The 15,910-nt window shown below is 55.4% G+C and carries 10 protein-coding genes; 7 read left to right on the forward strand and 3 right to left on the reverse strand.

The window, feature by feature from the left end:
• Positions 1-26: 26 nt before the first annotated feature.
• From SM757_RS27425 to SM757_RS27455, 7 genes are all read left to right on the forward strand, one after another.
• Entirely contained in the window at positions 27-1,247 is a 1,221-nt protein-coding gene (locus tag SM757_RS27425; protein ID WP_322467814.1) for a TolC family protein, read from the forward strand.
• A gap of 25 nt (positions 1,248-1,272) precedes the next feature.
• The gene (locus SM757_RS27430; protein WP_322467815.1) at positions 1,273-2,067 is read left to right on the forward strand and encodes a hypothetical protein; all 795 of its coding nucleotides are present in this window, start codon (positions 1,273-1,275) and stop codon (positions 2,065-2,067) included.
• An 81-nt stretch (positions 2,068-2,148) separates the two neighbouring features.
• A complete protein-coding gene (locus SM757_RS27435; protein ID WP_322467816.1) occupies positions 2,149-4,500 on the forward strand; it encodes a hypothetical protein in 2,352 nt (783 codons plus the stop codon).
• 154 nt (positions 4,501-4,654) lie between these two features.
• Entirely contained in the window at positions 4,655-8,260 is a 3,606-nt protein-coding gene (locus SM757_RS27440) for a glycosyltransferase (RefSeq protein WP_322467817.1), read from the forward strand.
• Positions 8,261-8,285: 25 nt separating this feature from the next.
• Positions 8,286-8,951, forward strand: a complete 666-nt coding sequence (locus SM757_RS27445) for a sulfotransferase family 2 domain-containing protein (RefSeq protein ID WP_322467818.1) — start codon at positions 8,286-8,288, stop codon at positions 8,949-8,951.
• 40 nt (positions 8,952-8,991) lie between these two features.
• The gene (locus tag SM757_RS27450; protein ID WP_322467819.1) at positions 8,992-10,326 is read left to right on the forward strand and encodes a glycosyltransferase family 2 protein; all 1,335 of its coding nucleotides are present in this window, start codon (positions 8,992-8,994) and stop codon (positions 10,324-10,326) included.
• Positions 10,323-12,197, forward strand: a complete 1,875-nt coding sequence (locus SM757_RS27455) for a glycosyltransferase (protein ID WP_322467820.1) — start codon at positions 10,323-10,325, stop codon at positions 12,195-12,197. The genes SM757_RS27450 and SM757_RS27455 overlap by 4 nt, the downstream gene beginning before the upstream one ends.
• Before the next feature lie 61 nt (positions 12,198-12,258).
• On the opposite strand, the gene SM757_RS27460 is transcribed toward SM757_RS27455, so the two are convergent.
• From SM757_RS27460 to SM757_RS27470, 3 genes are all read right to left on the reverse strand, one after another.
• A complete protein-coding gene (locus tag SM757_RS27460; protein WP_322467821.1) occupies positions 12,259-13,839 on the reverse strand; it encodes a hypothetical protein in 1,581 nt (526 codons plus the stop codon).
• A gap of 194 nt (positions 13,840-14,033) precedes the next feature.
• Entirely contained in the window at positions 14,034-14,696 is a 663-nt protein-coding gene (locus SM757_RS27465; RefSeq protein WP_322467822.1) for a glycosyltransferase family protein, read from the reverse strand.
• Positions 14,693-15,910, reverse strand: a 1,218-nt coding sequence (locus SM757_RS27470; RefSeq protein ID WP_322467823.1) for a tetratricopeptide repeat protein, incomplete at its 5' end; no start/stop codon positions are given. The genes SM757_RS27470 and SM757_RS27465, both read right to left, overlap by 4 nt.

Raw genomic sequence — 15,910 nt, forward strand, 5'->3', positions numbered from 1 at the left:
TTGCCTTGCAGATGACAAACAACGTCTTGAAGCGTTCGCTTCAAATCTCCGTTCTGTTTCTCGCCGCCGGCGTGGTGAGCGTGGCCCAAGCGCAGACCTTTGCCGAGTCGGTACAGGCTGCGCGGCGCGCCGATGCGCAGTTCAGCGCTGCGCTGGCCGCGGCGCAGAGCCGCCGCGCGACCTCGCGCCAGTCGGCCGGGGCGTTTTATCCGGTGGCCTCGGTCAATTACAACTCGGCCGACCCGAATTACGGCGGGCGCAACAGCCGCACCATTGCGCTGCAGCAGCCGATATTGAGTTACGACCGGTATCTCACGCTGCAGCAAAGCGACCCGCTGGCCGCGCTGGCTGATGCCGAAGAGGCGCAGGCCGAAAATGAAATGACGCTGCGGGTATTTGCCGCGATGGCCGACATCGTGCGCAACCGCGAGCAAATACGCGCCCTGGGCGTGCAGATCGAAGGGCTGGAGGAGCAGTTGCGCCGCGCCACCCGCATGCGCGAGCTGGGCCAGGGCACCGTGACGGAGGTGAGCGACTTCCAGGTGCGCGTGGCCGCCGCGCAGGCCAACCGCGTGAACCTGCGCAACGCGCTGCAGGCGGCCGAGCGCAGCTACACGCTGCTGACCGGGCTGCGCGCCAACGTGGCGGCGCTGCAGGTGGACGTGCCGGCTTGGGCAGACCCGCGCGAGGCGGACGCCGTGGTGGCCCAGGTGCGCGACGACTCGCCGCAGTCGCGGGTGGCCAGGCTCAACGTGCGGCTGGCCGAGATCGCGGCCAAGCGGGTGCCGGCGCAGTACATGCCGCAGGTGGCGGCGCAACTGGCGAGCACGCAGGTGCCGGGCTACACCCAGACCAACACCTCGCGCGTGGCCGTGACGCTGACGGCACCGCTGGGCAGCAGCCCCTACTACGACTACCAGCGCGCCGCAGCCGACCTCGCCAAGGCGCAGGACAGCCTGCGCTTTGCCCAGGACACGCAGGCCAACGAAGCCACGCGGCTGCTCAGCGCCATCCGCTCCTACGGTGACGAGGTGCAGATCCGCCGGCAGGCCGTGGAAATCGCGCGCCAGTCGGTGGAGGCCAACATCAAGAGCTACCAGGGCGGCGTGAAGACCAACATCGACGTCATCAGCAGCTACCAGGCGCAGGCGGATGCGGAGGTGGCGCTGGTGAACTCCCTGGTGTCCCAGTCTGAAGCGTGGTTGCGGCTCACGCTGCTGACGCGAACACAGCCGGCGGCGCTCTGAGGCCTGGTGTCACCTCAATCCTGCAATGGACCAAACCGCCTCCAAGCTGCCCGCAATGCCGCGAGATCTGCGCGTGCTGCACGCCATCGTGCTCACGCAGGGAACGTTGGTGCTGTTCGTTGCCGCCCAACGCTTTGCCAAGCTGGCATCCGTGGGCCTGTACAGGCCCTATCCGTTGCCCCATGCCAAGCCCCTGGACTTCGATAGCCAATCTGTGGAGATGGACGCAGGTGCACACGTGCACGCCATCCATCTGCACGGCTATTTCCCCACGCAGCCTCAACTGAGCCTTGCTATTACAGCGGACAGCGGACGAAAAGCTACTTTCCACACCGCGTGCCGTCATCATGAAGCAAGCAGCCAGCCCGAGTTGGAGCAATTGAGCCGAAACTTTGGAAAACTGCTCACGCCTCTACTCGAACGGGCGGCCAAACGCAGAGCTTCTCCGGTGGATTTCCGGGCGACGGCTATTTCGGATACCAACGCACCGAAAATTGAAGGCGAAATACTTTCTGTCAAAGGCTCGCTGATTTGTGGGTGGGCTTGGTGTCCGGACCAGCAGGAACGGAGTTTCGAAATAGAAATTCTTGAGGCCGGAAAAGTCGTTGCGCGAGGGCGGGCAGACAAATACTGCGAGAGCTTGAGGCGTCGCGGCATCGGCGATGGAGGATATTTGTTTGAAATCGAACTACCGCAAACCATGCTTCAGAACGGCCTAAAGCACACATTGACGGTTTACATGCCGGAGGCAAAGCAATTCCTGGGCAGCAAGCTCGGACTTGAGCCTGAATATTCCGGTCCTGAGCGAAACACCGCCTGAATCAACAGATCCACCATTTTGTCTGAAGTACTGCTGGATTGACGATCTTCAGGCATTTTTGCAATTATTGGATAAATTGACATGACAGCTTTATGTATTACGGGGGCTCAAACGCCTGAGCTCAAAGCTGTAGAAAGCCTGCTGCTCCATGCTGGCATGGCTCCGGCCAAAGCCGTGCAGCGGCAAACTTCAATCGACTTTGCCGCCTGGCACAAACAAGTACTGGGCAGCGACCAGCTGAGCCGTTGGAACAACGGTACCAACCCTTCCATTGGACGCTTATGGGAGCAAGTAGCTGGTGACCTTTTCCTGGCGAACATGGGCGAGCCGCAATGGGGCTGGGCTGAAAGCCAAAGTGCGGCGCTGCTCGACTATTGGGCTGGTTTCGATTCGTCCGTCCGTTTCTTGCTGATTTGCCAATCTCCTGAGCAGGCTATTCTTGAGCAATTGGCAGTTGACGCCTCAAGAGACGATATCGAGGCAAAACTGAGTGAATGGCATGACCTGCACACGGCCATGCTTGAATTTCACCAGCGACAGCCTTCAAGATCCTTGATGGTGTGGGCCGAGTCTTGCACACGGCAGCCGGCAAGCCTGCTCAAGCACTGCGCGCAACGCTGGAGACTTAAGCTGGACCCAGCATGCGCGCCATTATCCGATATCGTTGAATCAGGACGGTTGATATCTGTTCTGGGTAATTTCATTGCCGGCCATTTCATTGATAACCACCCGGCAACACAGCAGTTGAAGGAGCACCTCAGCCTCTGCATGGAAAAGCTAGAGGAGCAGGGGACGCACAAGGACTCCCAGGAGGTCAACCTGCTACACCGCTTGCTGGACGAATACAGAAGCCTGCAAAGCGGAAGCTTTCACGCCCCCGAAAACTTGGCCGAGCAGACGCTGCACGACGACGCACTGCAATCGCAGCTTCATGAAGCACAACAGGAAAATGCCTCACTGAAGGAAAAGCTTGAGGCCACTGTCGCCGCGCTGGATTCGGCCAGCAGGGATCTTGCAGAGCAACGAGAAACGCACGATGCCATTATTGATGCTTTGCGCCAATCCCAAGAAGAAAATGCCAGTCGTCTAGCGGAAGAAATACAGGCGCGAAATATTTTATTGTCACAGCGGGAAGTGGATACCCAGCGCCAAAGCGATGCGAGTGCGCGCATCCGTGACGTCGTGCAGGAAAATGACCTACTGCTTTCACAATTGCATCAGGTACAGGAAGCGCTGGATGAATGTCTGCGCCAGAATCAGGACGCACAAAACCAGCTCCTGTTAGCCAATGCGCGGTGGCAGCGCATGCTCAAGCGAAATCCCTTATACAGTGATTTCGAGCGCATCGATCGGCTGCAAGCCGGCTCGGGGCCCGACCAGCGGCTGATGTGGCGCGTATATGGCCTCACCATCGGTGCGCGAATTATCAACCAATTGGATTTTTCTACCGTTGTGGAAGGTGGAATGGCCGGCGTCGTATTTTCCAAGGAAGCGGCCAATTCCGGAGCACTTTTGCGCTGGCCCGGCTTGGGAGAACAAAGCGACGAGGTCTTGATACTGCCTCGCGGCGACAAGGACGTGATTCGCACCCGTGCGGCGACCATAGAAGAACTCAGCACGAGCGACGCGCAATTGGTTTGGAGAGTTCCTGCGTTGCTACTGCCGCAACTCAACGAAGGTGAAGCTCCGTTGGCTGCGGCACTGAAGGGGCTGCAGGAAGCGGCGCGTCGCATTGTCGTTCCCTTGCGCTATGACGAAGTCGTTTTAAAACGCGAGCAGGTGAATCCGGACTACGAACACCTTTGGTTCGTACTCAAGAACACCGAGATTCATGGGCATCATCACGGCGATCTTGAATTCCGGCTGGGTTGCGCCGATGTGCACGGTGGCAATTTTGGCTCGAAGCCTAAGCTTGAATTCCCTCAGTCAACCAGTACTGCACTTGAAAAATGGTACGCCGAGTCCAATGACGATTTTGGTCTGAAACTGGAATTGCGCTTTTTACTGCCCAATCAGTTTGACATCGGCGTTTGGAAATCGCTGAGCCAGCATGACCAGCAATTGATCAAAGCTTTGCTTCGTGCCGTTCCGCGTATTATTTCCAGCATGACCGGCAACGGAATTCAGTTCAAACGCGAGCCTGAATTGTGGCAGAACATGGCCGTACAAATGGTTCGTGCGCTGACCATTCAATCGAACCCGTTATTGCCTCAGCGTGCCACGACGACAGAGGCAGACAAACCCCAGGACACGGCCCCAACGGAAGCTCCCATCGCGGTGCCAGCGCCTAAGGCTTACAAAGCCAGTGCAACCAAGAAAAGCAAATCTTCAGCCACGGCATCACTCGCCAAGCTCGAACCGGCTACCCCAGCGCCGGAAATCAAACCTGTCAGCAAGACAAAACGCCGAACTTCGACGGCACCCGCCGCTTGAAAACGGGAATAATTGAATTTATACGATCACGACGCCAAAACAGAAATTCTGAAAGCGTCGTGGTAACGCGCAGGCAAGGCCTGCCACGTTCTAACAAAAAATTGATATCTCGACGGACCAGTGTGTAGTCCGCCGGGACGATGGGAAGTACACCATGAGCAATCAGGATAGCGGCATCCTCGCAAGAGCAAACCGGGCGATGCAGCAAGGCAATTACCAGATTGCAATTGCACTGTATGAGGAGTGCATTTCCAAAAATGTGAAAATGGCTAAGACGGTTGAATTCAACCTGCATTTGGCCAAGAAGCGGCTGCACTATGCAAACGGAACGCGGCCCATGGACGGGCGGCGTGCTGGGCGCCATATGGCAACACGGAACAAACTCGCTGCAGCAACTTCCTCCATTACATCCATTGATGTTACCGAGGCGACGGCATTTGATCGGGCTTTTTACCTGCGCCACAACCTTGACGTGATGCAGGCCGGTGTAGATCCGGAATCTCACTATTTTGCGTCCGGGGAAAGCGAAGGGCGTCGACCAAACTGCCATTTCGACCCTCATTTCTACCTGCGTATACACGCGGACGTGCGCCGCGCCGGCATATCGCCTTTCCGCCACTTTATAGAATCTGGATTCCATGAAGGACGTGTCGGACATTCGCCTATTGAGGACGTGAAACGTTCCTCCGCACTTAAACCACTGTTGTTCGTTGGGCATGACGGCATACAGGCCGGCTCTGAAATAGTCCTGCTTGAAGTCATTAAGTGGTTCTTCAACCACACCACGCGACGCATAAAGCTTTTATTGCTAGACGTGGGGCCCGTGGTCAACCAGTATGCAAAATACTGCGACGTGTATTCGCTTGCCGGCGAGAATATTGACAATCCCAAGGCTCTCGTTGAATTTCTAAGCGATGATTTTGAGTTCGCCTACCTGAATACAGTCGTCACCGGCATATTTCCCAGCATGCTCAAGCAGTATGGCGTGAAATTGCAGGCGCCCATCGTGGTTCATATCCACGAAATGGAAAAAGTGCTGGCGCAATTCGAAAGCCGAATGCAGACCTTGCTTGGGCATACGCGAGCGTGGATTTCCGCATCGCCTTCCTCCACTGCCACCTTGATCGGAAAATATGGTATTCCAAAAAATACCGTATGCACCGTTTCGGCTTTCATCAATCCTGTCGTGGAGCGCAAGGCCAGCTCCAATCTGTTGCGCCGTGATGCTCGCAAGTTTCTAGGGCTCTCGACCGACTCCTTTGTCGTGGCGGCCTGCGGCACGATGTACTGGCGCAAAGGCGTCGATATATTCGTAGACACTGCCCGACTGCTGATGACAAAGACACAGCGCAGCGTTGAATTCGTATGGTTGGGTGACGGGCCGGACCGCGCGGAACTAGAGGCTTCGCTCACACCGGAAGAGAAGAAATTCATCAAATTTGCTGGAAACCAGCCTAATGCCAACAAGCTGTTGGCCGCGGCGGACGTGTTTTTCCTTTCCTCGCGCGAAGACCCTTTTCCGTTGGTCGTCCTCGAAGCGGCCCAACATGGCGTGCCGTCCGTGTGCTTCGAAAAGGCCACCGGTATCACGGAGTTTGTCCGCAAGGATGCTGGTATCACCGTCAGAGATATAGACTACGCTGGCGCTGCCGTCGCACTTCTCAAATTTCTGGATAGACCCGAACTGGTCCAACAAATGGGCCAAACTGCGAAGAATAGACTGTTCGACGGTTACACCGCGACACGCCAAAATCTAAAAATATTTGATGCACTGATACGTCATGCCGGCTATCGGCCTGCGCTATCCATCATTGTGCCGTTTTACAACCACGAGCGTTACGTGGCCGAGCGTCTACTATCTATTTTCAACCAATCCATCAAGGACGTCGAAGTTATATTGCTGGACGATTGCTCCACGGACCATACGCTGGCGGCCATGAAACCGTTCCAAAAAAGCGAGCGGGTGCGCTTGGTAGAGAATTCCAAGAACTCCGGCTCACCATTCAAGCAATGGAAAAAGGGTGTGCAGCTGGCTTCTGCGGATGTTGTCTGGATCGCGGAGGGCGATGACAGTTGCGAGCACAGCTTCATCGAGACCCTGCTTCCGTACTTTGACGATCCATTGGTCAACATAGCTGCCGCCAAGACCGAAATCATTGATGAGAAGGGCGAAGTCAAGGTTGGTGCTCTGAATGGCTATTTTGAAATGGCTGCGCCCGAAAAATTCGAGCGCAGCTACGTCAAAGACGGGTTCACTGAAGTAGTAGAACAGTTTGGTGCAGTTTGCACCCTAGTCAATGGCAGTGGGCTTCTCATTCGGAAATCAGCGTTGGAGCCGCAGTTGCCAGCCGCCGATCAATTCAAAATGTGCGGCGACTGGCGAATTTATCTTGGCTGTCTTACGCAAGGCAAGATTGCTTACGACGTAAGCACAAAAAACTACTTCCGCCGCCACTCCGCCTCTCAGGTTCATAAGGTGGAAGGCACAGAAACTTATTTTGCCGAGCGCCAAATCGTTGCAGAATACGTCGTGGAAAACTTTAGCGTCACGCCGCGCCTGCTCAAAAGGATGCTCGATGCAATATTTCACGAATGGGATCGCTTCAAGTTTAAACACGAAGGCAAGCAGTTGTCGGATATATTCGACAAGAATGCCATTTTGAGTAAAGCAACCCTGTTACGTGACTCAAAGCATGTCGGTTTTTATGTGCATGGAATGACCTTTTCCACGGGCGGCATTGAACGACTGGCAGCACAATTGTCGAACCATCTTGTCTCTAAGGGATGGCGCGTCACCATCTATTGCCGCACTCACGAACGTGCGGAGCCTGTTTATCCTTTATATGAAAGCGTGCGCGTCGTTCCGATATTTCACGAAGCCGACACGGAAGTTTCCGTTCAAAAACTCAGGCGAGAGTTGCTCAACTCCGATATAGATGTTTTTGTGCCTATGCTGTCCGAGTGGCTCTTTGATCCCGTGGTGGAGGCGGCCCGCCACACCGGCGTTCCAGTGATCGCATCCGAGCACAACGATCCATGGAAAATAGAAGAGCAATGGTGGTCGCATGATGCGCGAGTTGCGTGCTTTGAAAAGGTGGATTACATCCATTTGCTGCTGAACCGGTTCAAGGATTCTCTGCCGTCTCAACTGCAATCAAAGGTCGCCGTTATCTCCAATGGTGTACACGTGCCGCATACATTGCCGGCCAAACAAAAAGAAAACTTGATTGTTGCTGTGGGCCGGCTTGAACCTCAGAAACGTTTCGACCGTTTAATTGACGGGGTTGCCATCAGGCAGGACGTGATCCGAGGTTTAGGTTTCCGCGTCGAAATATATGGGCATGGCAGCTTGGAATGCGAATTGCTACAAAAGATCAAAGCAGCCGGGGTGTCCGACCTCATTCAAATCATGGGCGTATGCCGAAATATGGAGGCAGTTTACAGCCGAGCCAAAGTACTTGCACACCCGGCCAGCTTCGAAGGTTTTGGCATCGTTGTGGTTGAAGCACTTGCAAATGGTACCCCTGTAGTGGCATTCCAGGAATGCAATGGTCCTAACGAAATTATCAGGGACGGCATTGACGGCAAGCTCGTCGATACGCTGGAAGAATTCGGTGATGCCCTGATCCAATTGGCTGCGGCGTCCAATGAAGAATTTCAAAAAATCCAGAAAAGCGCGCATCTGCGTGCGCGTGACTATTCTGTGGAGAAATTCAATAATTCATGGAAAGAGCTTCTGAGTCAAGTTGTTCAAAACTGAAGTATTCAGACTGGTGGCACGAATCATGAGCAAGAAGAAGATTTTTTTCTCACATATTCCGAAAAATTCAGGCACCTCAGTTGACGAGTATTTCATCTCACTGCTGGGTGTTGACAATGTTTTCGGTTGTTCAATTACCGAGCAGTGCAGGCGAGATTTTTACGAGCACACTCAAAACATTATAGAGCGCTACACGTTCATCTCGGGACACCTGCCATCCAACTCTTTGGGGCCTTGGGCGGACAGTTTTTCCTCCGTTTTTTTTGTTGTCCGGGAACCCATGCGGCGCTTCGTTTCTATGGCCAACTATATCTGTGAGTCCTATGACGACTACAACGATATCCGCTCCTTGAGTGAATTTGGTGAACGTTTTTATTTTTCCAATGTGTCGACTCGAAATGAGCAGTGCGGGTACATTGGCGAAGTTAATACCTGCGGCAGCGCGCTCAAACAACTCAAGCGCCCCAACTTCGTGGCTTTGCGGCACGAATATATTGCCGAAGACTTCAGGAATTTTTGCCTGTTTCGCGGTTTTGGCTTGGGCATACTACCGCACGTCAATCGGACCAATTACCAGACGTCACGGTTTCAGCTAACCGATTTGTTCAACAACCATCCTCTAATCGACAAGGTTGCCTGTTGGTTTTCTGATGATATAGCTCTGCACTCCGCGCTTTGCTGGACCAAGTAGGTCGCGAAGCAAATCTTGAAATTTTAAGAATGTGCAGCGCATGCCCATGGTAAGTTTTGTCGTGCCGATGTTCAACCATTTGGCAAAGACAAAGTTGATGTACGATTCGCTATTGGCCTCCGTTCCGGAAAACCTGTCGTTTGAATTGATTTTCGTAGATGACGCTTCTTCGGACGGCAGCAGGGAATGGTTGGCATCGCTTCGCCATCCCACGGTGAAAGTCATACTCAACGATGCAAACCTGGGATTCGCACGCTCTAACCATGCCGGTATTGCCCATTCCAGTGGTGAATTCCTGGCGCTGCTCAACAATGACCTGATATTGCAGCCAGGATGGCTGGAGCCCATGCTCGCCATCCTGGAAAATCCTACGCTCGATGCGGGCTTGGTCGGCAACGTTCAGTTTCGAGTGGACGATGACAGTATTGATCACGCAGGCATTGCGGTGCTGCCAAACGCGAAACTCAGCCACATCCAATTGTTGCCCAACGACGGCCGTAGATTTGCTGAAGCTTTCGCGGTAACGGGTGCGTGCTGCGTCGTGCCCCGTAAGCTTTTCAATGAAATTGGCGGCTTCGACGAAAATTTCGTCAATGGTGGAGAGGACGTCGATCTTTGCATACGCCTTCGCCTTGCTGGGAAGAAAATCTACATCGCCTATGACAGCCGCATAAAACACCACGTAAGTGCCACACGCGGTGGTAACGGACTGCAGTGTGAAAAAAACAGCAGACTGCTCCAGAAAAAATGGCGACCCTTTTTTAAGCAGGCTATCCTCCGCTCCCAGTTCACCCAGCCGCTACTCGCATGCCCATCCGCGCCTAAAGCAGCTCGAGCGCATGAACCACAAATTCGCACTGTTTTGCCTGCTTGCGCCTACGCTCTTTTAGCGGTGGAGGCAGCCTTGCGGCGAGAAGAAGCGCGTTGGCACAACATATTTGATACCCCGAATGATGTAGTTACAAGCAATGCCCAGCGTGTGCGATTGAGAACGTTGGGATTTATGCCCACTGCCACAGGTCATGGGGTTTCGATGGGGCCTCTGGCCTGCTTGCTGCTTGAATGCACCGAGTCAGTGGAATCCATACAACTCGTTGGTTTGCGCCTGCCTGAGTGGCGGGATAGATCACTTCGCGTGGAAGTTATTGTTAATCGTTGCCAAGCTTATACCTTCATGCTTGAAAATGAGCGCCGGTTCATTCTCCGTATGCTGAATCCTATTTTCATAGAAGGCTGCATGCAATCATTTTCCATCGAGGCCAACATTCCGGATGCCATTCTCTTGTCTCACGTGCTGGTCAATGGTGAAATGCATATTATCCATCCGGGCGAAGACAACTCTGATGAGGCCACTCCATTGAGAAAGCCGCAATGAGGAAAAATGCTGCAAGCGGGATCAAAAACAATACGACCCAGACATCAAAAATACGGATTCCTTGCGATGCTTTGCAAGGCATTGATGCATTGGAAATCATCAGACTTCTTCGCAAAGATATTTTGCAGAATCTTCGGGTTCCTGAAAATGTATCTGAAGAACAGCGTATTGCAATCTGGTGGATAATTTCGGGGCGCAAAGAGTATCCCTCCTTGTCACTGGATTTGCCACCCGCCCTGTGCCGGACACTGTTCATGCCGCTGCCAGGTTGGGAGCACCGGGGCGGACTCGGCATGAATCTTGTGCTCCTGTGTCTTTACCTTCATAGGCCCAACCTGCAAGCAGCATTTGACCTGGGCGATCCGTTGGGCTATTGGGACGCTATATCCTGGTTCTATCTTCACGCCGTCGAAGAATTTGATCTTTCAAGCTTCGTCGACTCGGAAACCCGCGCAGCATTGAACTCAAGCGCATTCCCGGCAGAACAGTATTCTTCGCCATCGTGGCTCATGGTGCTGCTCTGGCGCTCCAGCGAACCTGTCAGGAAAGTTTTTGATATTGAAGCGAACCAAGGCAGGGCAAGCTTCCTACAGTGGTTTAAACGGCAAGGGATGGATCAATTTAAGCTCCGCGGGCTGGTGGAGCCGCAGGCAAAGCAATCCCAAATCCGTAACAAGGGCGCAGTAATGGCTCAGCGTTGTCCAGCAGCCCCTTATGGTGTCAATTTGATTGGATTTGCATTTGGTGAACTTGGTATTGGAGAAGATTTGCGCATGGCGGCTCAGGCTTGCAAGTCGGCAGATATTCCGTTCAAAGTATTCAATGTTAACCCCGGCCCTCAACTGCGACAAGCTGATCAACTTCTGGCGCCGCATGTCGTCCAGGATGCTAAAGACCTTCCCTACACCATTAACCTGTTCTGCCTGACTGGTTTTGATACCCTGCGTGTATTTGCCGAATTAGGCCCCGCATTGTTTGCAGGCCGTTACAACATCGGTTGGTGGCCTTGGGAATTGCCGGTATGGCCTAAGCGTTGGACGCCTGCATTTACTGTCGTGGATGAGATTTGGGCTGCAAGCCGGTTCACCCAAACCATGTATTCCGCCGCCACGGACAAGCCAGTGACGCTTGTACGCCTACCAGCCTGCGTAAACAGGATCAAACCCGTATCAAGACGCTCGCTTGGACTTCCGGCAAAGCGATTTTTGTTTCTCTATATTTTCGACTTCAATTCTTACCTGGAAAGAAAGAATCCCTGGGCCGTGCTCGATGCGTTCCAGCGTGCATTTCCTGATGACGATTCCGTGGGCCTGGTTATGAAAACCATGAATACTCGGCCTGGAGACGAGCGCTGGAAGGAGTTTGTGCGTCGCTGCTTGCAGGACAATCGAATTGTCCTGTTGGAAAAGACTCTTGATCGAACCAAGGTGCTTGGCCTCATCAAAGCCTGCGACGCCTATATTTCACTGCACAGATCAGAAGGCTTCGGCCGAACATTGGCAGAAGCCATGCTGCTCGGGAAACCGGTGGTAGGCACCGGTTTCTCGGGAAATGCTGATTTCCTGACACGGCACACAGGTTATCCGGTGAAATGGAATAAGCGCCTGCTGCAGGAAGGCGAATATCCTTTCATACAGATGGAAGATAGCGCATGGTGGGCAGATGCGGATATTGGGCATGCGGCTCGCCAGATGCAGGCCGCCCGCGACGCCGCGGGAAGCGAATGGGCGTTGCAGTTACCCCAGCAGGTTCGTGATGTCTTTTCTCCGACTGTGATTGGAGAAAGAATGAACAAACTATTGAAGCATCGCTTCAAGGCTTTCCTGGGCGCCTCTGCAAAAAAACCAGAAGCTGTGCAGGTAACCAACTGAGCATCAGTAGCGGGGCTGGTACCCCGCCTCTATTGCACTGCCGTGGTCAAGAAACTGGCCATCAAGCCGACGCCAACGTAGATAGTTTTTCCTTCATGAATCTGTAGGCAATATTATCCTTTTCTTTTTCAGATTCAATGCCGCTTCTGATTTGATCCCGCTCGAAAGGCGTGAGCGACTCAATAATATCGCTCAACGGAGAGGCGGAAAGATTTTCAATGATGCGGGGCGGATGAACTAGAAAACGTTCCGGCGTTTCCAAAATGACGAAATCCGGCTTTTCCTCGTCTAGTATTTCCATCACAGGCGACGCCGGGCTGTACATGAAAAACACTCTGGAGAAAACCGTGGCAAACATTTCCAAAAAGTAATACGAGAAGCTGCTCCCAAAAATGGCCAATGTGCCTTTTACCGGTGCATCGCTGTTCCCGTAAATGATGATTCTTCCGTGATTTCTTGGCGTGCCGCTTTTAAAAATAATTTCCGGTGCCTTGCCTGCTGGCGTTGCGACCGTATAAGTGTCGTATTCTAGTTTTTCCAGTTTAGAACCCAGATCACCTTCAAACAATGTTGTCTTGAATTTGAAGAGATTTTTGTGGTTCACTGACACATCGAATTTGCTCAGGCATCTGGCGAAGGCAGTATATGCCCCACCATAAGTCCAATGCGTATCGGTGCGGCAATAGGAATTTTGCGCCTTGAACAATTCGTCTTTAGGATAGATGAAATATTCTTCATTACCCAATCCGCAGGTCGCCATGACTTGATCCAATATGGTCACACCACCCCTTGCGTAGGGATAATGCGCAGGAAAAACACTTTCCTTGTTTGGCGATACCAGGTAGCACATTGGCTGCGTTTGCTGCAACTCTTTGAGTCCGTTTACGAAAGTTTCGTATTTGGTGAGCGCTTGCTCATCCAGCAAAAACCTCCCTGTATATTGGTCTACGCTCCGATTCGTATCATTTTCCAGAAACAACCAGTTGTCGTTGCCGCGCAGAATTTGCAACATTTCATCAAGTCGTGGCTGGCATACCCAATGCGCTTGGCCGTCTATTTCTACACCAATGTTGGCAATATCGGAAATGTTAACGGTATAGTTGAATCCGCAGAGCGGCAAGTGTCTGGAATAATCATTTCCAGACAAAGCTGCAACCACGTCATGGCGTACTTCATTGAATGCCAGTCGCGTAATGGATTTTTTGGTTATTTCCAGCAATAGATATGCTGTTTCGCCTTCTTTGATGGAAACCCAGCCTCTTAATGAAAAAGCGGCAATGGCTTCATAGGGAATAGGCCTCAGCTTGCTCTCAATATAAAGAGTAACTTTTGTCTCATTGGCCTCAGTCAAAATTATCTCGTGAGACAACCTCTTTTTTATATTTATCCTTCTCTGCAGCTCCAATGCTTTATCAAAATCCGGCGCAAGTTGAAGGCAGTATTCGACTTCGGCACTGGCCTTGTCTGCATATCCAGAGTCAAGATAAGCTGATGCAAGACGCACTCGAACGCCTATAGGAAATTGATCATATGTTTCAATAATGTGGCGCCAGCAGTTGATCGCTTCTATAAAAGAGCGCAATTGCATTTTTTCTTCAGCCTGCTGAATAGCGGATTCCAAGCTTGATTTTTCGTTCAACATGTTGTCACTCTGCATATATTTTGATGACTTTGGACTGGAGCCGGCTTTGTGCCCAGTTGCTGCGTATTTTATATTTTTATTCGATTATCTCAGTGTTTGTTATGAATTCGTAGCTTGTTATGCAGCTTGAGAGAAACTGCACGAAATCGACCGGGCGGTTCACGCCAGCCACACGTTGCACGACGCCTGAGCCCTTACCCAAAGCTCGCCAGCAACCCCTTGTCCACCACCCGCCCATTGAACCCCTGGGCGGCGCGCTGCCTGAACAAGGCGCGGTCGGCCTCGTCCACCGGCTTGCCGTCCTTCTCGTCGTCCACCTCCACCAGCACGGCATGCGGGTGGTAGGCCAGGGCGTCCTGCTGGCGGGCGATGAGGGTCAGCTCGGTGTCGCCGTAGTGCCGGGCATAGCCGGGAAAGAACAGGTCACCCCCGTACAGCGGCTGCAGCCACGAGCGCCGCACCAGCCCGAAGCCGGCGAGCTGGCCGAACCACTTGCCGTCGTTGAAGGCCACCAGCCCCGCCTGGGGCTTGGCCTGCAGCGCCTGCAGCGCAAAGCGCAGCCACAGCCGGCCGGCAAAGGCGTCCTCGGCCACGTAGAGGAAAAAGGCGCCGCACGTGCGCCGCAGCGCCAGGTTCCAGATCGCCACGGGGCCCAGCCCCGCGTCGTCCTGCACGGCCAGCACCTGCAGCGCCACGCCGGCGCGGGCGATCATCAGCCGCGCCGCGCGCTGTGCCGCCTCGCGCCGCACCCAGGGCAGCACGGCCACCACGGGCGCGTCCAGCACGCAGCCGCCTTCGGCCACGGCGCGCAGGGCGCTGGCGCTGCTCCAGTGCAGCCCCGGCACTTCGGCGCTCATCCCAGGCTCCAGGCCAGCAGTTGCGCGCCCAGCTCGGCGTGGTGGTCAAAGCGCCGCGCCCCCAGGTGCGCCACGCCGTGGCGCTCGCACATCAGCGCCGTGGGGCTGCGCGGCACGCAGTGCAGGGCCTTGCCCAGCAGCCGCAGCTCTATGGCGGTCAGGCCCATGGCGTAGGGCGCGGTGTCCACGAAGCTGGCGTCCAGCGCGGCCAGGGCCTGCAGGTAGTCGGGGTGGTTGCCGGGCGTCACGAACTCGGCCACGTCCATCAGCGCGCCCAGGCGCCGGCGCGCGGCCTGCCGCGTGCCTTCGTGGCGCCAGCGCTGGTCCACCAGCACCAGGCGCCGGGGTTTGAGCTTTTCCAGCGCGCGGGCGGTGTGGGTGCTGATCTTGGCGGGGTTGGAGACCAGGGCGTACACGCCCGCGGCCGGCCGCGCGGCGGGCGCGGGCAGCTGGGCGGCGGCGCGCGCCAGGGCCGGCGCGTAGGGCGGCGCGGTGTAGGTGACGTAGCCGTGGCGCGCGTGCAGCACGGGCTCGCTGTAGAGGCCGGCCGCCGCCGGGGGCACCTGGCGGGCGTCGGCAATGAAGCCGTCGAAGCAGCGCAGCCCCGTGCTCAGCGACTGGCCGCCCACCCACTTGAGCTGGCGCCGCGCCGGGCGCGAGGCGACGGCGGCCAGCGCCTCGGGGTCGGTCCAGCCGCCCAGGTCGATGAGGGCGTCCAGGTCCGCCGCCAGCAGCAGCCGGCGCAGCGTGGCGGCGTCCAGCGCGCGGCAACTCACCCAGCGGTGCGCCAGGGCCAGGAACTCGGTGCGCGCCCAATCGGCCTTGGCGCCGCGGTCGAAGAAGATCAGGTCGGCCTCGCGCGCGAGCGCGCGCAGCGCGCCCAGGGTCAGGAAGCCCACGGGCGAGGCGCAGAACTGCGCCGAGATCAGGCCGATGCGGGGCCGTGCCCCGGGCGGCCGCGGCGCGCGCGCGGGGCCCTCGCCCTCGCGCGGCACGCCCAGTTGGCCGGCCAGCGCGGCAAAGCCGGCGGCGATGTCCACGCCGCGGCGCGTGCCCTCGTACAGGTCGGCCACCAGCGCGGCCAGCGCGGCCTGCAGCGCCAGCGCCGGCTGCCCGCGCGCGGCCTCGTCCAGCGTCAGCGCGGCGGCGCGCGCATCGCCGAAGGCGTTGAGCTGCAGGTCGGCCAGCTCGCGCAGCGCGGCGCAGCGCCGCGG

The sequence above is a fragment of the Azohydromonas lata genome (assembly GCF_034427735.1).
GTDB classification, from domain to species: Bacteria; Pseudomonadota; Gammaproteobacteria; order Burkholderiales; family Burkholderiaceae_C; genus Azohydromonas; species Azohydromonas lata.